Origin of the sequence: Streptomyces sp. CA-181903 (assembly GCF_050937075.1) — a bacterium.
Classification (GTDB): domain Bacteria; phylum Actinomycetota; class Actinomycetes; order Streptomycetales; family Streptomycetaceae; genus Streptomyces.
Genome location: NZ_JBNJLY010000001.1, coordinates 1,358,432 through 1,378,685 on the forward strand (window position 1 = coordinate 1,358,432; position 20,254 = coordinate 1,378,685).

The 20,254-nt window shown below is 73.9% G+C and carries 16 protein-coding genes and 2 pseudogenes; 3 read left to right on the forward strand and 15 right to left on the reverse strand.

Annotated features, from left to right (window positions below; all coding sequences use genetic code 11):
* Positions 1-144 precede the first annotated feature (144 nt).
* The 7 genes from pheT to infC all read right to left on the reverse strand — a co-directional run bounded on the left by pheT (position 145) and on the right by infC (position 7,517).
* Positions 145-2,652 carry a phenylalanine--tRNA ligase subunit beta gene (gene pheT / locus ACQEVS_RS05845; protein WP_433016135.1) on the reverse strand — a complete coding sequence of 836 codons (2,508 nt, stop codon included), beginning with the start codon at positions 2,650-2,652 and terminating at the stop codon, positions 145-147.
* Positions 2,652-3,770, reverse strand: coding sequence for a phenylalanine--tRNA ligase subunit alpha (gene pheS, locus ACQEVS_RS05850; RefSeq protein WP_433016138.1), 1,119 nt, complete (start codon positions 3,768-3,770; stop codon positions 2,652-2,654). Before pheS ends, pheT begins: the two co-directional genes overlap by 1 nt.
* Before the next feature lie 162 nt (positions 3,771-3,932).
* Complete coding sequence (locus tag ACQEVS_RS05855; protein WP_433016141.1) at positions 3,933-5,045, reverse strand: ATP-binding protein; 1,113 nt, start codon at positions 5,043-5,045, stop codon at positions 3,933-3,935.
* Positions 5,046-5,102: 57 nt separating this feature from the next.
* Positions 5,103-5,936: a TrmH family RNA methyltransferase gene (locus ACQEVS_RS05860; protein ID WP_433016144.1), complete on the reverse strand. Its 834-nt coding sequence runs from the start codon at positions 5,934-5,936 to the stop codon at positions 5,103-5,105.
* A gap of 118 nt (positions 5,937-6,054) precedes the next feature.
* Entirely contained in the window at positions 6,055-6,441 is a 387-nt protein-coding gene (rplT, locus tag ACQEVS_RS05865) for a 50S ribosomal protein L20 (protein ID WP_004944290.1), read from the reverse strand.
* A gap of 106 nt (positions 6,442-6,547) precedes the next feature.
* On the reverse strand, positions 6,548-6,742 hold the full coding sequence (rpmI, locus tag ACQEVS_RS05870) for a 50S ribosomal protein L35 (RefSeq protein ID WP_004944288.1): 195 nt from the start codon (positions 6,740-6,742) through the stop codon (positions 6,548-6,550).
* A gap of 136 nt (positions 6,743-6,878) precedes the next feature.
* Positions 6,879-7,517 (reverse strand): translation initiation factor IF-3, encoded by a 639-nt coding sequence (gene infC / locus ACQEVS_RS05875; protein ID WP_185945699.1) that lies wholly within the window; start codon positions 7,515-7,517, stop codon positions 6,879-6,881.
* A 356-nt stretch (positions 7,518-7,873) separates the two neighbouring features.
* Between infC and ACQEVS_RS05880 the strand changes: the two genes are divergently transcribed.
* Entirely contained in the window at positions 7,874-8,257 is a 384-nt protein-coding gene (locus ACQEVS_RS05880) for a DUF1844 domain-containing protein (RefSeq protein ID WP_433016149.1), read from the forward strand.
* A gap of 231 nt (positions 8,258-8,488) precedes the next feature.
* Here the strand turns inward: ACQEVS_RS05880 and ACQEVS_RS05885 are convergent.
* From ACQEVS_RS05885 to ACQEVS_RS05900, 4 genes and pseudogenes are all read right to left on the reverse strand, one after another.
* Positions 8,489-9,175, reverse strand: a pseudogene (locus ACQEVS_RS05885) (MIP family channel protein); the annotation flags it as partial.
* Positions 9,176-9,292: 117 nt separating this feature from the next.
* Complete coding sequence (locus ACQEVS_RS05890; protein ID WP_433016152.1) at positions 9,293-10,027, reverse strand: SseB family protein; 735 nt, start codon at positions 10,025-10,027, stop codon at positions 9,293-9,295.
* A 267-nt stretch (positions 10,028-10,294) separates the two neighbouring features.
* Positions 10,295-11,668, reverse strand: coding sequence for a type VII secretion-associated serine protease mycosin (gene mycP / locus ACQEVS_RS05895; protein ID WP_433016155.1), 1,374 nt, complete (start codon positions 11,666-11,668; stop codon positions 10,295-10,297).
* A gap of 166 nt (positions 11,669-11,834) precedes the next feature.
* The gene (locus ACQEVS_RS05900) at positions 11,835-12,713 is read right to left on the reverse strand and encodes a hypothetical protein (protein ID WP_433016158.1); all 879 of its coding nucleotides are present in this window, start codon (positions 12,711-12,713) and stop codon (positions 11,835-11,837) included.
* 221 nt (positions 12,714-12,934) lie between these two features.
* Here ACQEVS_RS05900 and ACQEVS_RS05905 point away from each other — a divergent pair, with 221 nt between their 5' ends.
* Positions 12,935-14,152, forward strand: coding sequence for an amino acid deaminase/aldolase (locus ACQEVS_RS05905; RefSeq protein WP_433016161.1), 1,218 nt, complete (start codon positions 12,935-12,937; stop codon positions 14,150-14,152).
* 22 nt (positions 14,153-14,174) lie between these two features.
* Here the strand turns inward: ACQEVS_RS05905 and ACQEVS_RS05910 are convergent, their stop codons facing one another.
* The 4 genes from ACQEVS_RS05910 to ACQEVS_RS05925 all read right to left on the reverse strand — a co-directional run bounded on the left by ACQEVS_RS05910 (position 14,175) and on the right by ACQEVS_RS05925 (position 19,367).
* Positions 14,175-15,455: a haloacid dehalogenase-like hydrolase gene (locus ACQEVS_RS05910; protein ID WP_433016164.1), complete on the reverse strand. Its 1,281-nt coding sequence runs from the start codon at positions 15,453-15,455 to the stop codon at positions 14,175-14,177.
* 129 nt (positions 15,456-15,584) lie between these two features.
* The gene (locus ACQEVS_RS05915) at positions 15,585-16,367 is read right to left on the reverse strand and encodes a 3-oxoacyl-ACP reductase (protein WP_433016167.1); all 783 of its coding nucleotides are present in this window, start codon (positions 16,365-16,367) and stop codon (positions 15,585-15,587) included.
* 265 nt (positions 16,368-16,632) lie between these two features.
* Positions 16,633-17,988, reverse strand: a complete 1,356-nt coding sequence (locus ACQEVS_RS05920; RefSeq protein WP_433016170.1) for an aldehyde dehydrogenase family protein — start codon at positions 17,986-17,988, stop codon at positions 16,633-16,635.
* An 11-nt stretch (positions 17,989-17,999) separates the two neighbouring features.
* Positions 18,000-19,367, reverse strand: a complete 1,368-nt coding sequence (locus ACQEVS_RS05925; RefSeq protein WP_433016173.1) for a glutamine synthetase family protein — start codon at positions 19,365-19,367, stop codon at positions 18,000-18,002.
* Between the two features lie 87 nt (positions 19,368-19,454).
* Between ACQEVS_RS05925 and ACQEVS_RS05930 the strand changes: the two are divergent.
* Positions 19,455-20,185 (forward strand): annotated as a pseudogene (locus ACQEVS_RS05930) (FadR/GntR family transcriptional regulator).
* The last annotated feature ends 69 nt before the right edge of the window (positions 20,186-20,254 follow it).

Here is a 20,254-nt window from a genome sequence, read left to right on the forward strand (position 1 = left end):
GCGAGCGCGGGCGCGGAAGTAACGACCTGAACCCCGTTTTCCACCCCATCGGGTGAAGCCCGGTGGGTGCGAGGCTGACGGTGCGCGAGGTGTGCAAGGGGCGCCCCGGCAAACCGGAGCGCCCCTTGCGTCACGACATCGCGGTTACGCGCCGCGCAGCACCGCGCCGGTGCGCTCGACGGCGGTCCGGACGGCGGCGTCACGGGCCGCGGACGCCTCGTCGGCGGTCAGCGTGCGGTCGGAGGCGCGGAACCGCAGCGCGTACGCCAGCGACTTCCGGCCCTCGCCCAGCTGCTCGCCGGTGTAGACGTCGAACAGCCGCAGCGACTCCAGCAGTTCACCGGCGCCGGACCGCAGCGCGGCCTCGACCTCGCCGGCCGGCACGCCCGCGTCCACCACCAGGGCGACGTCCTGCGTGGCCACCGGGAACGAGGAGACGCGCGGCGCCTCCAGCGCACCCGCGCCGGCCTGCTCCAGGCGGTCCAGCTCGATCTCCATCGCGCAGGTGCGCTCCGGCAGGCCGAACGCCTTGATGACGCGCGGGTGGAGCTCACCGGCGTTGCCGACCAGCACCTCCTGCCCGTCCACCACGGCCAGCAGCGCCGCGCAGCGGCCCGGGTGGAACGGCGCCACCTGGTCCTGCCGGACGATCAGCTCGACGCCGGCCTCGCGGGCCACCGTGCGACCCGCCTCGACGGCGTCCGCCCAGGTCGACGGACGGGCCTGGCCCCACCAGCCGGCACGCTCGCGGGCGCCCGCGAGGACCACGGCCGCCCGGCGCGGCTGCCGGGGCAGCGCGGCGTCCAGGGTGGCGATCTCCTCGTCGGTGGGACGGCGGTCCACCGGCAGCCGGCCGGCCGGGAGCTCCTCGCCGGTGGGACGGAAGACCAGGCCGGTCTCGAAGAGGGCCAGGTCGTGCTCACCCCGGCTGTCGTTGCGCCGCAGCGTGGCGAACAGCCCCGGCAGCAGCGTGGTGCGCAGCGCGGGCTCCGCCTCGGAGAGCGGGTTGACCAGGCGCACGGTCAGCCGCCGGGCGTCGTCCGCCTCCAGGCCGAGGTGGTCCAGGGCCCAGTCGCCGACGAACGGGTAGCTGGGCGCCTCGACGTACCCGGCACCGGCGAGGGCGCGGCCGACGCGGCGGTGCAGGCGCTGCCGCGCGGTCAGCCCACGGCCGGCGGGCGGCTTGGGCAGCGTGGAGGGCAGGTTCTCGTAGCCCTCCAGGCGGATGACCTCCTCGGCAAGGTCGTTGGGGTCGGTGAGGTCGGGCCGCCAGCTCGGGACGGTGACGATCAGCTCGTCCTGCCCGTAGACGTCGCAGCCGACCTCCTGGAGGCGGCGGACGACGGTCTCCCGGCCGTACTCCACGCCCGCCACCCGGTCCGGGTGGTTCGCGTGCAGCGCGATGGTGCGCGGGGCGCTGGGGGTGATGAACTCGGTGACCCCGGCCTCCGGGGTGCCGCCCGCGAGCAGCACCAGCAGGTCGACGGTCCGCTGCGCGGCGGCTGAGGCCGCCTGCGGGTCGACGCCGCGCTCGAAGCGCTTGGCCGCCTCGGAGGACAGCTTGTGCCGGCGCGCGGTGCGGGCGATGGCGACGGCGTCGAAGTGCGCGGCCTCGATGACGACCTCGGTGGAGCCGCCCTCGGCGGCCTCCGCGATCTCGGTGCCGGCGCCGCCCATGACGCCGGCCAGCCCGATGGGGCCGTTGTCGTCGGTGATGACCAGGTCCTCGGCGTCCAGGACGCGCTTGGTGCCGTCGAGGGTGGTCAGCTTCTCGCCCGGCTCGGCGCGGCGGACGCCGATCGTCCCGGCGATCCGGGAGCGGTCGTAGGCGTGCAGCGGCTGGCCGAGCTCCAGCATCACGTAGTTGGTGATGTCGACGGTCAGCGAGACCGGGCGCATGCCGGCCTTCTGCAGCCGGCGCTGGAGCCAGATCGGCGACCGGGCCTCGGGGTCGAGGCCGGTGACCGTACGGGCGGTGAAGCGGTCGCAGCCGGCCGGGTCGGCGACGCGCACCGGGTGGCCGTACGAGTTGGGCGCGGGCACGTCCAGCAGCGCCGGGTCGCGCAGCGGCAGGCCGTACGCGGTGGCGGTCTCGCGGGCGATGCCGCGCAGGGACAGGCAGTAGCCGCGGTCCGGAGTGACGGCGATGTCCAGGACGTCGTCGCGCAGCTCCAGCAGCTCGATCGCGTCGGTGCCGACCTCATGCTCCGGCGGCAGCACGATGATGCCGTGCGTGCCGTCGTCGCCCATGCCCAGCTCGTCGCCGGAGCAGATCATGCCGCGCGAGACCTTGCCGTACGTCTTGCGCTCGGCGATGGCGAAGTCGCCGGGCAGGACGGCGCCGGGGAGCGCCACGACGACCTTGTCGCCCACGGTGAAGTTGCGGGCGCCGCAGACGATCTCCTGCGGCTCGCCGGTGCCGTTGGCCATGCCGACGTCGACGGTGCAGAAGCGGATCGGCTTGCGGAAGCCCTCCAGCTCCTCGATGGTCGCGACCTTGCCGACGACCAGCGGACCGGTGAGGTCGGAGCCGAGGTGCTCGACCCGCTCGACCTCCAGGCCGGCGGCGATGAGCTTGGCCTGCACGTCGCGGCCGGTGGTGCCGGCCGGCAGGTCGACGTATTCCCGCAGCCAGGAAAGCGGGGCGCGCATCAGATCTCCATCCCGAACGGCCGGGTGAAGCGCACGTCACCCTCGACCATGTCTCGCATGTCCTCGACGTTGTGGCGGAACATCAGCATCCGCTCGATGCCGAACCCGAAGGCGAATCCGCTGTACTTCTCCGGGTCGATGCCCGCGGCGACGAGCACCCGGGGGTTGACCATGCCGCAGCCGCCCAGCTCGATCCAGCCCTCGCTGGAGCAGGTGCGGCAGGGACGCTCGGGGTTGCCCACCGACGTGCCGCGGCAGACGTAGCACTGCATGTCCAGCTCGGCGGACGGCTCGGTGAACGGGAAGTACGCCGGGCGCAGCCGCGTTTCGAGACCCTCGCCGAACAGCGCCTGGGCCATGTGCTCGATGGTGCCCTTCAGGTCCGTCATGGTGAGGCCCTCGTCGATGGCGAGGAGCTCGATCTGGTGGAACACCGGGGTGTGCGTGGCGTCCAGCTCGTCGGTGCGGTAGACGCGCCCCGGGCAGACGACGTACAGCGGCGGCTCGCGGTCGAGCATCGAGCGGACCTGCACCGGGGAGGTGTGGGTGCGCAGCACGACGCCGGTCTCGGCGTTCTTGGGGCCGGCCACGAAGAAGGTGTCCTGCATGGCGCGGGCCGGGTGGTCGGGCGTGAAGTTGAGCGCGTCGAAGTTGAACCACTCCGCCTCGACCTCGGGGCCCTCGGCGACCTCGTAGCCCATGGCCACGAAGACGTCCTCGACCCGCTCCATGAACGTGGTCAGCGGGTGGCGGGCACCGGCCGGCACGCGGTCGTACGGCAGCGTGACGTCCACCGCCTCCTCGACCAGCACCCGGGCGTCGCGCTCCGCCTCCAGCTCGGCCTGGCGCGCGGCCAGGGCCTTGTTCACGGCACCGCGGGCCATGCCGACGCGCTTGCCCGCCTCGGCCTTGGCCTGCGGCGGGAGGGCGCCGATCTCGCGGTTGGCGAGGGCGAGCGGGGAGCGGTCGCCCATGTGGGCGGTCTTCGCCTCCCGCAGGGCGTCCAGGTCGGCGGCGGCGGCGAAGGCGGCGAGCGCCTCGTCCCGCATGCGCTCGATCTCTTCCGGTTTCAGTGCCTCGACCTCGACAGGGTCGTACGACTTATTGGGTGCCGACATCTCTTCCCGTACTTCCGAAGTGGCTGGCTCCGCTGGCTGCGCGGCTTCGCCCGACTGTATTGGCCAAAGTGGCCCCAGAAACGTGCCAAAGGTCGAGTCTAAGGGGCGCGGGGGTCCGGAAAGCCCGCGGGCCCGCCGCCCCGGCCCCGGGGAACGTGAAGCTCAGCCCTGGGACAGGAACGCCGGCGCGCCCACGGGCAGGGTAAATCGGAACCGGGCGCCGCCGTGGGCCGAGCGCCCCACGGTGATCGTCCCGCCGTGCGCCTCGACGATGCCCTTGACGATGTACAGGCCCAGGCCCGTGCCGCCGCGCTTGCTGCCCCGCCAGAAGCGGGTGAAGACGCGGGTCATGGCGTCCTCGGGGATGCCGGGGCCCTCATCGCTCACGGTGACCGCCGTTCCCTCCGTACGCGCGTTCGTCAAGGCGGGTGCCACCTCTATGGTGACCGTTCCGCCGCCGTGGCGCACCGCGTTTTCCAGGAGGTTGCCGAGCACCTGGTCGATCTTGTCGGGGTCGGCCCAGAGCTGCGGCAGCGGCTCGACGACCCGGACCACGAAGCGGTCGGCGTGCTGGCCGCGGGCGGTGTGCGCGGCGACGTGCCGGCGGACGGCGGCGGCCATGTCGACGGGCTGGCGGCGCACCTCCAGCCGGCCGGAGTCGATCCGGGAGATGTCCAGCAGCTCGGCGATCAGCCGGGTGACGCGGTCGGCGTCCGCGTCCACGGTCTCCAGCATCAGCCGCTTCTGGTCGTCGGTGAACCGCTCCCACTTGGCGAGCAGCGTCGCCGTGAAGCCCTTGACGGAGGTCAGCGGGGAGCGCAGCTCGTGGGCGACGGTGGCGATCAGCTCGGCGTGGCTGCGCTCGGTGCGCCGCCGGGCCTCGGTGCCGCGCAGCTGGACGACGAGCCGCACCAGCGGGCCGAGCGGCCGCTCGCGCACGTAGCGGGCGGAGACCAGCACCTCGCGGCCGCCGGGCAGCAGCAGGTTGCGCTCCGGCTGGCCGGTGCGGGTGGCGAGGCCGCCGTACGGGTCGGACAGCGGCCACCAGCGGCGGCCGTCCAGGTCCTCCAGCGGCAGGGCGCGGTCCAGCGGCCGGCCGAGCGCGTCGGCCGGGCGCAGCGCGGTGACCCGGGCCGCCGCGGCGTTGAAGGCGACGACGCGGCCCGCGGCGTCGGCGACGACCAGGCCGTCCGGCAGGTCGTCCGGGTGCAGCACGCATCCGGCCCCGACAACGCCGTCGTCGATGACGGCGGTCCCGCCCGCGGCACCGCCCACGGCAGCTTCCCCACTCACACCCGACGCCCCCTCCCGAGCCCCAGGTGCGTCACCCTACTAGCTGGAGGTAACAGAGCGGCACCCTCCGGACGCGCGCTGCGCACGGGCGGAGGCGTAGAGGCACACGGCGGCGGCCGTGGCGAGGTTGAGGCTCTCGGCCTTGCCGTGGATCGGGACCCGCACCACGGAGTCGGCCAGCGCGCGGGTCTCCTCCGGCAGGCCCCACGCCTCGTTGCCGAAGACCCAGGCGGTGGGGGTGCCCATGGTGCCGCCGTCCAGCTCGGCGTCGAGGTCGCGGTCGCCCGCGCCGTCGGCGGCCAGGATCCGCACGCCCGCGCCCCGCAGGCCGCGCACGGCGTCCTCGACGGGGACGCCCACGGCAACCGGCAGGTGGAAGATGCTGCCCACGGAGGCCCGGACGGACTTGGGGTTGTACAGGTCGACGGAGGCGTCGGTGAGCACCACGGCGTCGGCGCCGGCGGCGTCCGCGCAGCGCAGGACCGTACCGGCGTTGCCGGGGTCGCGGACGTGGGCGAGGACGGCGACCAGCCGCGGCCGGGCGGCGAGGATCTCCTCGAACGGCGTGTCCAGGAAGCGGCACAGGCCGACGAGGCCCTGCGGGGTGACCGTCTCGGACATCTCCGCGATCACTTCGTCGGTCGCGGTGAGGACGGGCACTCCCGCGGCGCGCACGGCGGCGACGATGTCGGCGTGCCGCTCGGCGGCGTCCGGGGTCACGTACAGCTCGACGAGGTGGTCGACGGCCTCGCGGACGGACTGCGGGCCCTCGGCCAGGAAGCGGCGCTCCTTGCCGCGGAAGCTGCGCTTGGCGAGGCGGCGGGCCGCGACGACGCGGGGCGATCGCAGGGAGGTCAGCTCGGGGGCCGCCATGGGCTCACTTTCGTCGCTTCGGTTACTTCGGTATGCGGGGGCCGGAACGCGACCGGACCCGCAGGCCGGGGAGGGCCTGCGGGTCCGGACCGTGCCAGAGGATGCCTTACGGCACCGGTCAGGCGGCAGCCTTCGGCGCGTTGACGTCGGCCGGCAGCGCCTTCTGGGCGACCTCGACGAGCGCGGCGAACGCGTTCATGTCGTTGACCGCGAGCTCGGCCAGGATCTTGCGGTCCACCTCGATGTTGGCGGCCTTCAGGCCCTGGATGAGGCGGTTGTACGTCATGCCGTTCTGGCGGGCGGCGGCGTTGATGCGCTGGATCCACAGCTGACGGAAGTCGCCCTTGCGCTTCTTCCGGTCGTTGTAGTTGTAGACCAGGGAGTGGGTGACCTGCTCCTTGGCCTTGCGGTACAGGCGCGAGCGCTGACCGCGGTAGCCGCTGGCCTGCTCCAGGATCGCCCGGCGCTTCTTGTGCGCGTTGACTGCGCGCTTGACGCGTGCCACTTGTTAACTCCTTGTAGCGGGGCCGCGGTCGACTCTCACGCGGCCCGGAAACGATTGGGTCCCGGTCTTCGACGCGCGCCCTGCCGCGGGGGCGGGGCGCAGGGCGTCACTTGCCGAGAAGCTTCTTGATCTTCTTGGCGTCGCCCGGGGCCATCTCGGCGTTGCCGGTGAGGCGACGCGTCAGACGGGACGACTTGTGCTCGAGCAGGTGGCGCTTGCCGGCACGCTCGCGCAGGACCTTGCCGGAGCCAGTGACCTTGAAGCGCTTGCTGGCACCGCTGTGCGTCTTGTTCTTCGGCATCGCGCCGTATCTCCTCGTCGGTGGCGCTCCCCGCCCGTGGTGCGGGCGTATGGGAGCGTCAGCTCTGTTCGTTTGCTGTCCGGGGCCTGGCGGCACCGGCGGTGAACCGGGGCTGACGGGCATCAGCCCCCGGTGTTCACGCCTCTGCGGGCTCCTCGGCGGCGTCCGCACCCGAACCGCCCTGGCGCTCGGCCTTGCGGGCGGCCTGGGCCTCGCGGGCTTCGGCCATCGCCTCGGTCTTCTTCTTGTGCGGACCGAGAACCATGATCATGTTCCGGCCGTCCTGCTTGGGGTTCGACTCGACGAAGCCCAGGTCCTGGACGTCCTCCGCGAGCCGCTGCAGCAGTCGGAAGCCCAGCTCGGGCCGGGACTGCTCGCGACCACGGAACATGATCGTGATCTTGACCTTGTCGCCCTGCTTGAGGAACCGTACGACGTGACCCTTTTTGGTGTCGTAGTCGTGCGGGTCGATCTTCGGCCGGAGCTTCATCTCCTTGATGACCGTGTGCGCCTGGTTCTTGCGCGCCTCACGGGCCTTCATGGCCGACTCGTACTTGAACTTCCCGTAGTCCATGAGCTTGCAGACCGGCGGGCGGGCGTTGGCCGCCACCTCGACCAGGTCGAGGTCGTACTCCTGCGCAAGCTCCAGGGCCTTGGCAAGCGGCACGATGCCGACCTGCTCGCCGCTGGGACCGACAAGTCGCACCTCGGGAACGCGAATCCGGTCGTTGATGCGGGGCTCGGCGCTGATGGATCCTCCTCGGTAGCACCACACGGCCGCCTGGCGGGCTGCCGCGTAACGTCTTTTCCTAAGACCAACCGCGCCGATGCATCAAAAAATGCCCCGGACGGGACACAGGCGGGGCTCCATTGCAACCGGAACACCGCCACGGAATACCCGTGGGGCTATCGGACGGTTCCATCGTCCGTACGGAACGATGGGGACCGTCTGACCGGAGACCTGCCGACCGTGAGCCGGCGAGGTGGGAGTGCGGAGCCTCCACTTGTGGGTCGGGCACGCAGATGTCCGACCGGTCGATCCCCCACTCTACCAGCAGGGGTGCGGGCGTGCTAACCCAGGAGAAAACCCGGCGGCGAACCCGTGTTCCCCCGGGACGTATCGTGTCCGCCATGAGCGACGCAACCCCCGCCCCCTCCTCCTCCGGCTCCCCCGAGGCGGGCCCGGACTTCGACAGCATGACCCGCGACATCGCCGACGTCCCGGCGGTCGAGGTGATCACCACCGTGGCGGTGCACCTGATGAGCTCGGCGGCCGTCAACCTCGGCCTGGCCGAGGAGGGCGACCGGCACAAAGACCTGGACGAGGCCCGGAAGCTGATCACCGCCCTGGCCGGCCTGATCACGGCGAGCGCCACCGAGATCAGCAACTTCCACGCGGGGCCGCTGCGCGACGGCCTGAAGTCGCTCCAGCTCGCCTTCCGCGAGGCGTCCGTGGTGCCGGACGAGCCGGGGCAGGGGCCGGGCGAGAAGTACACGGGCCCGGTCTTCGGCTGAGCTGTCGCCTGTCGCCTAAAGCCCGACCGGCGGGGTGGGCCCGTCCGTGGATCCGCCCTTGGGACCGCTCCCGAGGCCGTCGGCCCCCGGGCCCGCCGGAGACTCGGGCGGCCGGGGCCGCGCGGCCCCCTCCTCCCGCTCCGCCTCGACCTCGGCGGTGTCGGGCGGCAGCTCGTAGGCCCGGTGGCCGCCGATGGCCCGCTCGTCCGCGATCAGCACGGGCGCTCCGCGTGGCTGGACGACCTGGTGGACGAAGGCGGCCAGCGCGGCGCCGATCAGCGGCGCGATGAGGAACAGCCACAGGTTGGAGAGCGCGTCACCGCCCGCGAAGAGGGCCGGGCCGAGGCTGCGCGCCGGGTTCACGGAGGCGCCGGTCAGCGGGACGCCGATCAGGTGGACGAGCCCCAGGGTGAAGCCCAGGGCCAGCGGCCCGAAGCCGACCACCGCCACCTTGTGGGTCACGGCGAGCCAGACGAAGACCAGCAGGAAGGTCAGCACGACCTCGGCGAGGAACGCGCCGCCGGTGTCGATGTGGACCGCCGACCGGTCGCCGTACCCGTTGCTGCCGAACGTCCCGTCGGTGCTGAGCCCGGGGACCTGCTTGGCCAGCAGGAGCAGCAGCGCGGCGCCGACGATGGCCCCGACGATCTGCGCGATCCAGTACTCGATGGCGGTGCGCGCCGAGATCCGCCCCTGCAGCAGCATGGCGAGGGTGACCGCGGGGTTGAGGTGGGAGCCGGAGACGGGCCCCAGCGCGTAGGCCAGGGCCATCAGGGTGAACCCGAACGCCAGCGCGATGCCGAGGGCGCCGATGTAGTCCGCCGCGAGGACGGCGGACCCCACGGCGAAGAAGACCAGCAGCAGGGTGCCGATGAACTCGGCCGCGACCGTCCGTGTCTCCACGGGGTCCAGCTTCATGGGGTCCAGCTTCGCGTCCATGGCGTCCTCCCGGGGATCTCGTGGACTGTCCTCGCATTGTCGGACGGTCCACTCCGGGGCGCCTGTCGAAAGATCGCCGCTCGGCGGCGTCACCGCTCAGCGGCTGAACAGCGGCTCCCCGGGCACCTCGGCGCCCACCGGCAGCAGCGCCAGATCGAGGCCGCGGACCAGCCGGGCGCGCAGCACCTCGTCGCCGGCCAGGGCCCCGGCGATCCGCCGGGCCACGTCGGCGGGCGCGGCCCCGTCGGCCAGCGCCAGCGCGAGCGTCCCGTCCGCGTCACCGGCGGGGACGAGGTGCGCCGTGAGGACGCCGTCCTCGGCGGCCAGCAGCGTGCGCAGGGCCTCGGCGACGGCGGGATCGGTGATCGGGTCAGTGCTGGTCCGCCCCTCGGCGAGGGCGAGCAGGGCCCGGCCGGTCAGGGGGTAGGTGACGGGCCCCGCCATGTCGACGACGATCGTGTCGGCCTTCTCGTGCGCGGCCGCCTGGAGCGCCTGGTGCAGCGGGACGGCGACGGGCCGCGCGTCGGCGCGCCAGCGGTGGAGCGTCTCCATCGACGTGAACGCGGGCAGCGCCCGCCGCCCGTCCGGCGCCTGGAGGGTGGGGACGGCCATGTCGCTGGTCTTCTCCCGCTTCAGCCCGTCCGGCCCGGTCTCCACCTCCCCGAGCACGGCCACCACCGGCACCAGCAGCCGCGCGTCCTTGAGCGCGGCCAGCACCCGCCCCTCCGCCGCCCGGTCGGCGGCCCAGGCGGCGAGCGCCTCGGCGAGTACGGGGTCGGCGGAGCCGTCGTCGTCGGAGAAACCGGGGTCCGGGATGTTCTTGAGGGCCACGGGTCGAGGGTATCGGGAGGGGGGCGGCGCTCACGGTGGGGGTTGGGGTGGTGCCCCGGTCCCGCCCTTTCGCCGTTTCTTGCGGGGGCTGCGCTCCCGCACCCCCGAAACCGCGCTCCGCGCGGTTGTCCTCAAACTCCCCCAGAGGGGGGACCCCCACCGGGCTGAGTGGGCGCCCTATTCAGCCTGTCCGGCGTTTGAGGACGAGCGGCGAAGCCGCGAAAAGGGGGGCTGGGGCGCAGCCCCAGGAAACGGTGAAAGGGAGGGTCAGGGGCACCCCACCCGCCCCCGGCGCCACCACAGCACCCCCGCGACCGCCAGCAACACAAGACCGGCCGCCCCGGCACCGACCACGGAACCACCCGACCCGGAAGCCGACGGCTCGGCCCGCCGGGCCCCCGGCCCCGCACCGAAGTACCGAGGCGCCACCCCACCCGCCCCCGGCGGATCCGGCAGGGGCCGAGCCGCGAGGGCAAGCGCCGCCGCCGGATCCACCACACCGGCGCCGAGTTCGTCGCTGCGCCCGCCCGGCGGCGCCTCGCGCGCGGACGAAACGAGCAGCCGCCGCACCTCGGCCGGAGCCAGCCCGGGATGCGCGGAGCGGACGAGCGCCGCCGCCCCCGACACGAACGCCGCGGCCGCACTCGTCCCCCACCCCTCGTAGTACCGCCGGTCGGGATCGGCGATGACGACCCCGACACCGGGCGCACTGAGAGTCGCGTACCACCGTCGAGTGGAGAAGGCGGCCCGGCCGCCGTTCCGGTCGACGGCGGTCACGGCGATGACGCCCGGGTACGCGGCCGGGTAGGAGGCGTGGTCGCCGTCCCGGCCGCCGTTCCCGGCGGAGGCGACGACGACGGCGCCCTTGGCGAGGGCGTAGCGGACGGCGGCGTCCTCGCCGGCGTCGGGGTGGGCGGTGGCGCTGTCGTCGCCGAGGGAGAGGTTGATGACGTCGGCGCCGTGGTCGGCGGCCCAGCGGATGCCGTCGGCGAGTGCGCCGCCGCGCGCGCCGCGCGCCCGGGCGCGGGCGGGGTCGCCTTCCTCCAGGATCACGCGGACGGGCAGGACGCGGGCCTCGGGGGCGACGCCCAGCACCCCGTCCCCGTCGCCGTCCCCGTGCCCGCGGCCCGCGATGATCCCGGCCATGGCGGTGCCGTGCCGCGCCCAGGTCCGGTCCCCGCGCCCGGCGCCGAAGCCGACGAGGTCCTTGCCGGGCAGCACCCGGCCGCGCAGATCGGGGTGGCCGGCGTCGACGCCGGTGTCGAGGACGGCGACGGTCACGCCGGCCCCGCGCGTGGTCCGCCACGCCTCCTGGAGGCGCAGCGCGTCGAGTGCCCACTCCTGCACCCGGATCGCGTCGGCGTGCGCGGGGGCGGCGCCGCCGAGTACGGCCGAGAGGACGGCGGCCAGGACGGCCGCGAGGGCGGCCGCCGCGCGACGGGTACCGTCCCGCGCGACGCCCCGAGGGCCGGGGCCCGTGCCCGTCCGGGAGGACGGCGCGGCGCGCCCCGCCGCCCCGGTGGGAGCCCCCCGTTCGCCGTTCGTGGTCCTCGTGGCCGGCCGGAGGGTCGTCGCGGCGGGTACCGGCCCCGGCCGCGCGGCCGTGCGGCGGAGCTCCCGGCCCGCCCGCGCCCCGCTCATCGCGCGCCTCCCGCAGGCCGTGTCGTGGGCACCGCGCCCTTCCCGGGCACGGTTTCCGGCGGTCGCCGCCTCCGCGCGCCCGGATCCATCGCCGTCGCCTTCGTGTGCGTGCGTCCGCCGGGCCTCGCACCGGAGGCCGCCCGGCCCCGCCCCACCCCCACCGCGCTCACCGCGCACCCCCCGCCGCCGGCCCTCCGCGCGCCGCCGCCCGATAGGCCCGCTCGACGTGCGCGGCCAGCGCCGTCGCGTCATGGCCGAGGCCCGCCTCGGCGGGGGCCGTGGTGGACGTGGGGGCGACGGCGCGGGCGGCCGGTTCGGGGTGGGCCACCGGGCGGCCGTCGGCGAAGGCGGTGACCGACCAGACGACGACCGGCAGGTCGGTGAGCGTGCGGACGTGCCAGCTGGCGCGCTGCGCGTCGCCGAACCGCTCGGCGGGGGTGCCGGGCGGGGCGTACGGGCGGGGCAGCATGTCCGGCCGCTCGTCGAGCCGTTCGGCGGTGAACCGGTCGTGGAGCGAGCGCATCCCGTCCGCGTCCTCCCCGGTGACGAGCAGCCCGACGGTGGTGACGCTCGACGACGTGGCGTCGGCGTACGTCGCGCGCAGCAGCCGCTTGCAGCCGGCCGGGCGCAGGGCGAGCGCGAGGGCGGGATCGAAGGCGTCGGCGCAGCCGGTGTCGGGGGCGACGCCGAGCCGGGTCCAGTCGCGGGAGGCGCCGCCGGGGCCGGCGGTCGCGTCGTGCACGGCGGGCGGGAAGAGGCGGTCGACCGGCGCGGTCTCCCAGACCGTTCCGGCGCGGGCGTACACGGCCTCGGCGGCCGTTCGTTCCGGCGGCCGGGCCGTGAGCCAGCCGCCCGCCGCCGCGCCGCCGACGAGCCCCGCGCCGAGGATCGCGCAGACGGCCGCGGCGGCCCCGCGCCCGGCACGCCCGGCACGCTTGGTACGCCCGGTACGGGGCACGGCGGGCGACGGCGGGTGCGTGGGACGCGGCGGCAGGACCACGGGGGCGGGCGCGGGCGTCCGGAGGCGTTCCGCTTCGGTGCCCACCCTGCGCTCCCCCGCCCGGGCGACCGCCGCCCGCCTCTCGACTGCCGTGCGGGGCGGGCCGGTTGCCTCCGGGCCCGGCCTCCCCGCGCTGTACGCGGCCGTGGTGATCCACGGCGCGCGTCACTCTACGGGCACGTCGCACCGGAGGCCATCCACCGGCGGCCCCGCTCCGCCATGCACACCCCTACCCAGCGGTAATCCGCTCTGGCAAGCTGCCCGCCATGACGCCCGCCTTCGCCCACGCCACCGGCGCCTTCGCCGACCGGGCCCGCTACGACCGGGCCACCGCGCACCTCGACGCCCCGCTGGCCGTCGTCGACCTGCGGGCGTTCGACGCCAACGCGGCGGACCTGGTGCGCCGGGCGCGGGGCAAACCGATCCGGGTGGCCACCAAGTCGGTACGCTGCCGCGCCCTGTTGGCGCGGGTGCTGGAACGCGACGGCTTCGCCGGGGTGATGAGCCACACGCTCGCCGAGTCGCTGTGGCTGGCCCGTTCGGGCGTGGACGACGTGCTGCTCGCCTACCCGTCCGCGGACCGGGCCGGGTTCGCGGAGCTGACGTCCGACGCCCGCCTCGCCCGCGCGGTCACAGTGACGGTGGACGACCCGGCGCAGCTCGCGCTGATCGACGCGGCCCGGACGGGACGCGAGGAAATACGGGTGTGTCTCGAACTGGACACCTCACTGCGGCTGTTGGCGGGTCGCGTCCGGGTGGGCGCCCTGCGCTCGCCGCTGCGCGACCCGGCCCGGCTGGCCGCGCTGGCCCATGCGGTCGTCCGCCGCCCCGGCTTCCGGCTGGTGGGCCTGATGGCGTACGAGGCGCAGGTGGCGGGGGTGGCGGACGCGGTGGCGGGCCGGCCGCTGCGCTCCCGGGCGGTCCGGCTGCTCCAGTCGGTCTCCCGGCGGGAGCTGGCGGTACGCCGGGCGGAGGCGGTCCGGGCGGTCCGGGCGGTCGCGGACCTGGAGTTCGTCAACGGCGGCGGGACGGGCAGCGTCCACCTCACGGCGGCCGAGGCGGCGGTGACGGAGGTGGCGGCGGGCTCGGGCCTGTACCAGCCCCACCTCTTCGACCACTACACCGGTTTCACGGGCCGTCCGGCCGCCCTGTTCGCGCTGCCGGTGGTCCGCCGGCCGGGCCCCGGCGCCGTCACCGTCCTGGGCGGCGGCCTCCCGGCCTCCGGCCCGCCGGGCCGCGACCGCCTGCCCGTCCCCCACCTCCCCGCGGGCCTGCGCCTGACCCGCCAGGAGGGCGCCGGCGAGGTGCAGACCCCGCTGCTCGGCGCCCCGGCGGACGACCTGTCCGTCGGCGGCAAGGTCTGGTTCCGCCACGCCAAGGCCGGCGAACTCTGCGAGCGCTTCGCCGGCCTGCACCTGATCGACGGGGACCGGGTGGCGGAGACCGTGCCCACGTACCGGGGCGAGGGCAAGACGTTCCTCTGAGGCCGGTGCGCCCGCAGTGGTTTTACAGGGCCGCGGTGTCCGTCTGGTCCGGGATCACCGAGCCGTCCGTGCGGCGGACGGGGGCCAGGGTGCCGTCGGGGCGGGTGTAGCCCGCGGTGGCGCAGGGGTAGGTGCCGGTCTTGCGCGGCATCGGGTCGATGAACATCGGGTTGGCGACCCAGCGGCCGTCCTCGTTGTCGTACGCCCGGCACATCAGCTCGGCCTTGTTGCGGTTGACGGCCAGGTGGGCGCCGGTGGCGTCGCCGACGAAGGTGACGTCCGTGTCGGCGTCGCCGGCGCCGAGGGCGATGCGGTGCCGGAAGTCCTGCTGCTTCCAGGCGTGGGCGCCCTTGATGCCGAAGATGTGCTCGTTGATCATGCAGCGCTTGCCGTCCATGTACGGCAGGGCCTCGCCCATGCCGTCCTTGACGTCGCCGCAGCCCTTGATGCCCGCGGTGAGGCGGCCGTTCTTGACGATGCTGCGGATGCCGATGGTGTGGGCGCGGTCCAGGCCGACGCCGCCGGACCATGCCTCGGCGATGGGCTCGGAGGAGGCGGAGACGATGTAGACGTCGAAACCGGCCGCCTTGAGCGTGCGGATCAGGTCCTTCTGCTGGTCGTAGTAGCGGACGTAGCCGGCGATGGTGTGGGTGCCGACCGTCTGCTTGCTGCCCACGGGCGCGGCGAGCTGCTCGGCGCGGGCCTTGCGGGCGAAAGAGGCGAGCTCGGCCGGGGTGTGGCCGGAGAACAGCTGCGGGATCCACGCGTACGCGGGGACGGTACGGCGGTGGTTCCAGTCGCCCGCGAAGGCCGCCTTGCCGTCCATCGTCCTGGACTTCTCGCGGATCTCGAATATCTCGTCCGCGCAACGGACGTTCTTCGAGGTGGACAGCGGCTTGCCGGCCGGCACGGAGGTGCCGCAGGCGGCGGTGAGGGCCCGGTCGGCGGCCGGGGTCAGCCACTTGCTGGTGTCCTTCCAGCTCTTCGGCCGGAGGATCTTGTCGTGCTTGAGCGACCAGGCGAGGGTGGCGTCGGTGATGTCGTTCTTGACGACGGTGTTGTCCCAGTCGAACGCGGCGACGGGACGGGCGCCGGTCCGGCCCGAGCAGGTGCCGCGCTCGTCGATCATCCGCTGGAGCTTGGCGCGGTTGGTGCCGAACCAGGCGATGTTCTTGTCCAGCTGGGGACAGTGGGCCGCGGTCCGGGCGCCGTGCGCCGCCGGGGCCGCACCAGCGGTCGGCGCCGAGGTGGCGAGGGTTGCGGTGACCAGGAAGCCGGCGGCGATGGCGTACTTCGTGCGCATGCGTTCTCTTCGGTGCTCGGTGCTGAAAGGGCAGTGACACACGCCCGAGCCGAACGGGAACGTCCGGCTCCGGCGTCTGATCATGGACCTTACAGGCGGAGCGCCCGGCACCACAGGGGGGTCGCATCGCTACAGGGGGGTCACATACGCCCCGGAAATACCGCCGTCCACCAGGAATTCGGCCGCGTTCACGAACGACGCGTCGTCGCTCGCCAGGAACGCCACGGCCGCCGCGATCTCCTCCGCCTCCGCGAACCGGCCCACCGGCACATGCACCAGGCGCCGCGCCGCCCGCTCCGGGTCCTTGGCGAACAGCTCCTTGAGGAGCGGGGTGTTGACGGGCCCCGGGCACAGCGCGTTCACCCGGATCCCGTCCCGCGCGAACTGCACGCCCAGCTCCCGGGACATCGCCAGCACCCCGCCCTTCGACGCGGTGTAGCTGATCTGCGACGTCGCCGAGCCGAGCACCGCGACGAACGACGCGGTGTTGATGATCGACCCCTTGCCCTGGGCGCGCATGTACGGCAGCGCCGCCTTGCAGCAGAGGTAGACGGAGGTGAGGTTCACCTCCTGGACGCGCTTCCAGGCGTCGAGGCCGGTGGTGAGGATGGAGTCGTCGTCGGGCGGGGAGATACCGGCGTTGTTGAACGCGATGTCGACCGAGCCGTAGGTGTCGTTCGCGGCCCTGAAGAGGGCTTCCACCTGGTCGGCGTCGGTGACGTCGGTGCGGACGAAGAGGCCGCCGACCTCGTTCGCTGCCGCTTGGCCTGCTTTTTCGTCGATGTCGGCGCAGACGACTCGCGCGCCTTCCGACGCGAGACGGCGGGCGGTGGCCAGGCCGATGCCGCCGGCTGCTCCGGTGATTACGGCCGTTCGGCCGGGGAGGCGGTGGCAAGTGGGGGTTTCGGTCACGGGGGTTCCCTTTCTGTGGGTGGGTGGGTGGTGCGCCTGCGGCGGGCTGTGCCCCGGTCCCGCCCTTTCACCGTTTCTGCGGGAGGGCCCGCGCCCCGGCATCGCGGCTTCGCCGCGAGGTCCTCAAACGCCGGACGGGCTGGTGGTTCGCGCCCGGGCGCACTCTTCAGCCCGTCCGGCGTTTGAGGACGAGCGGCGAAGCCGCGAAAAGCGGGGTCTGGGGCGCAGCCCCAGGAAACGACGAAGGGGAGGGCCCGGGGCACCCTCAATCCACCGCAACAAACACGTTCTTCACCTCCGCGAACGCGGCAACCGCCTCCGGCCCCAACTCCCGCCCCAGCCCCGACTGCTTGAACCCCCCGAAAGGCGTCCAATACCGCACGGAACTGTGCGAGTTCACGGACAGATTCCCCGCCGCGACGGCCCGCGACACCCGCAGCGCCCGCGAGACGTCCCGCGTCCAGAGCGACCCGGCCAGCCCGTAGTCCGTCGCGTTCGCGATCCGCACCGCCTCCGCCTCGTCCTCGAAGGGGATGACGACGGCGACGGGCCCGAACACCTCCTCGCGGGCGACCCGGTCGTCGGGGGAGCCCTCCAGCACGGTGGCCGGGTACCAGAATCCCTTTCCCGCCGGGGCCTCGCCCCGGATCGCCGCGGGTGCCGACTCCGGAACGTAGGAGCGGACCCGCTCCCGGTGCGCCGCCGAGATCAGCGGGCCCATCTCCGTGGCCGGGTCGGCGGGGTCGCCGACGACGACGGCCCGGACGGCGGGTTCGAGCAGTTCCATGAAGCGGTCGTAAACGTCACGCTGGACGAGGATGCGGCTGCGCGCGCAGCAGTCCTGGCCGGTGTTGTCGAGGAACGAGCCGGGGGCGGCCGCGGCGGCGCGTTCGACGTCCGCGTCGGCGAAGACGATGTTGGCGGACTTGCCGCCGAGTTCGAGGGTCACCCGCTTCACGTGCTCGGCGCACTTCGCCATGATCCGCTTGCCGACGCCCGTCGACCCGGTGAAGACGATCTTGGCGACGCCGGGGTGCTCGACGAGCGCGTTCCCGGCGACCGGGCCGGTCCCGGGCAGTGCCTGGAGCAGTCCTTCCGGAAGCCCGGCCTCCAGGGCCAGTTCCGCCAGCCGCAGGGCGGTGAGCGGCGTGGTCTCGGCCGGTTTGAGGAGGACGGCGTTGCCGGCGGCGAGCGCGGGGGCGAAGCCCCAGGCGGCTACGGGCATGGGGAAGTTCCACGGCACGATGACGCCGACGACGCCGAGCGGTTCGTGGAAGGTGACGTCCAGGCCGCCGGCCACCGGGATCTGCCGGCCGGTGAGCCGTTCGACGCCGCCGGCCGCGTAGTCGAGGAGGTCGCGGACGTTGCCCGCCTCCCAGCGGGCGCCGCCCACCGGGTGCCCGGCCTCGCGGACCTCCAGCAGGGCCAGTTCCTCCAGGTGCGCGTCGACGACGCCGGCGAAGCGGCGGAGCAGCCGGGCGCGGTCGCCGGGGGCGAGGGCGGCCCAGCCGCGCTGGGCGCCGGCGGCCCGCCGGACGGCGGCGTCCACGTCCTCGGCCGTGGCGGCGGGGACGGTGGCGACGACCTCCTCGGTCGCGGGGTTGAGAACTTCCAGAAGCACGGGCCCATCCCTCACATGCGCTCGAAGGAGCGGTAGCGCTCCCAGTCCGTCACGGCGGTGTCGTACGCCTCCTGCTCGACCCGGGCCATGGTCAGGTAGTGCTCGACCACCTCGTCCCCGAACGCGGCCCGGGCCAGGGCGCTGCCCTCCCACAGCTCCGCCGCCTCGCGGAGTGTCGCGGGAACGTGCCGGGCGTCACCGGCGTATGCGTTGCCGGTGCACACCTCGGGGAGTTCCAGCTCGTTCTCCACCCCGTGCAGTCCGGCCGCGACCATGCCGGCGACGGCGAGGTAGGGGTTGACGTCGCCGCCGGGGAGGCGGTTCTCGAAGCGGTGGGAGCGGCCGTGGCCGACGACGCGGAGGGCGCAGGTGCGGTTGTCCGGTCCCCAGGCGACGGCGGTCGGTGCGAAGGAGCCGGGGCGGAACCGCTTGTACGAGTTGATGTTGGGCGCGTAGAGGAGGGTGAACTCCCGCAGCGCGGCGAGCTGTCCGGCGAGGAAATGCCGCATCGTGCGCGACATGCCGTAGGGACCGTCGTCGTCGGCGAGCACCGGCTGCCCGGACGCGTCGCGCAACGAGAGGTGGATGTGGCAGGAGTTGCCCTCGCGCTCGTCGTACTTGGCCATGAAGGTGAGCGCCATGCCCTCCTGGGCGGCTATCTCCTTCGCACCGGTCTTGTAGACGGAGTGCTGGTCGCAGGTGACGAGGGCCTCGTCGTAGCGGAACGCGATCTCGTGCTGGCCGAGGTTGCACTCGCCCTTGGCGGACTCGACGGTGAGCCCGGCGGCGCCCATCTCGTTGCGGATGCGACGCAGCAGGGGCTCGACGCGTCCGGTGCCGAGGACGGAGTAGTCGACGTTGTACTGGTTCACCGGGGTGAGCCCCCGGTAGCCGCCGTTCCACGCCTCCTCGTAGGAGTCCTTGAAGACCATGAACTCCAGCTCCGTGCCCACCTGGGCGGTCCAGCCGCGCTCGGCGAGCCGGTCGAGCTGGCGGCGGAGTATCTGCCGGGGCGAGGCGAGCACCGGGGAGCCGTCGTGCCAGGTGAGGTCGGCCGTGACCAGGGCGGTGCCCGGGTTCCAGGGGGTGCGGCGCAGGGTGGACAGGTCCGGGCGCATCGCGAAGTCGCCGTAGCCGCGCTCCCAGGAGGCCATGGCGTAGCCGTCGACGGTGTTCATGTCCGCGTCCACGGCCAGCAGGTAGTTGCACCCCTCGGTGCCGTTCTCCAGCACGTCGTCGAGGAAGAAGCGGGCGGCGAACCGTTTCCCCTGCAACCGCCCCTGCATGTCGGTGAAGGCGAGGACGACGGTGTCGATCTCTCCGCCGCCGACGAGCCGGCGGAGCTCAGCGACGCTGAGCGGGGGCGTGCGGTCTGCCACGGGTGAGCCTCCCCATCGGTGCGGTCCGTGCGGTGCGACCGGAAGTCTTAAGGTATGCCGGTAGACCATTGGTTGGGAAGGGGTCCGATGAACGGGAGCGCGGCCGACCGGCTGTCGTCGGTGCTGCGGCCGGTCCACGCGGGCAACGGCTTCGAGGAGGCCCTGGAGCGGATACTGCGGATCATACGTCTGGGCCTGGTGGCCGACGGCGAACGACTGCCGTCGGAGCGGGAGTTGGCCGAGCGGCTGCGGATCAGCAGGGTGACGCTCCGCGAGGTGCTGCGGGTGTTGCACGAGCAGGGGCTGGTGGAGAGCCGGCGCGGCCGGTACGGCGGTACGTTCGTCCACGCGCTCCCGGCGCCGGCCCCGACGGCGGACGCGGCCGAACTGCGGCGCCGGGTGGCGGACGTGGACGTCGAGGACACCCTGCGGTTCCGCGAGGTGCTGGAGCTGGGCGCGGCCGAACTGTGCGCCGCCCGACCGCTCCCGCCGGAGGCGGCGGACCGGCTGCGCGCGGCCCTGACCGCCACCCGCGACGCCGCCCCGGACGACTACCGCCGTCACGACACCCTCTTCCACCTCACCCTGGCCGAGCTGTCCGGCTCGCCGTCGCTGGCCGCGCACTACTCGGCGGTGCGGGCGACCGTCAACCAACTCCTGGACTGCATCCCGCTGCTGGTCCGGAACCTGGAGCACTCGCAGCGGCAGCACGCGGCCCTCGCCGAGGCCGTGCTCCGGGGCGACCGGGACGCGGCGCGCGCGGCCATGCGCGAGCACTGCGCGGGACGGCGGCGCTGCTGCGGGGCTTCCTCGCCTGACGCGGTCGCTTGAGGCCCGGCTTGGGTGGGGTGGCGGACGGCGCGTTCAAGGGGCGCGTGGCGCGCGGG

Bases quoted from the DNA above. Each gene is read 5' to 3' on its own strand.
- pheT (WP_433016135.1), bottom strand. From the start codon at position 2,652: ATGCGCGCCCCGCTTTCCTGGCTGCGGGAATACGTCGACCTGCCGGCC.
- pheS (WP_433016138.1), bottom strand. From the start codon at position 3,770: ATGTCGGCACCCAATAAGTCGTACGACCCTGTCGAGGTCGAGGCACTG.
- ACQEVS_RS05860 (WP_433016144.1), bottom strand. From the start codon at position 5,936: ATGGCGGCCCCCGAGCTGACCTCCCTGCGATCGCCCCGCGTCGTCGCG.
- rpmI (WP_004944288.1), bottom strand. From the start codon at position 6,742: ATGCCGAAGAACAAGACGCACAGCGGTGCCAGCAAGCGCTTCAAGGTC.
- ACQEVS_RS05880 (WP_433016149.1), top strand. From the start codon at position 7,874: ATGAGCGACGCAACCCCCGCCCCCTCCTCCTCCGGCTCCCCCGAGGCG.
- mycP (WP_433016155.1), bottom strand. From the start codon at position 11,668: ATGAGCGGGGCGCGGGCGGGCCGGGAGCTCCGCCGCACGGCCGCGCGG.
- ACQEVS_RS05905 (WP_433016161.1), top strand. From the start codon at position 12,935: ATGACGCCCGCCTTCGCCCACGCCACCGGCGCCTTCGCCGACCGGGCC.
- ACQEVS_RS05910 (WP_433016164.1), bottom strand. From the start codon at position 15,455: ATGCGCACGAAGTACGCCATCGCCGCCGGCTTCCTGGTCACCGCAACC.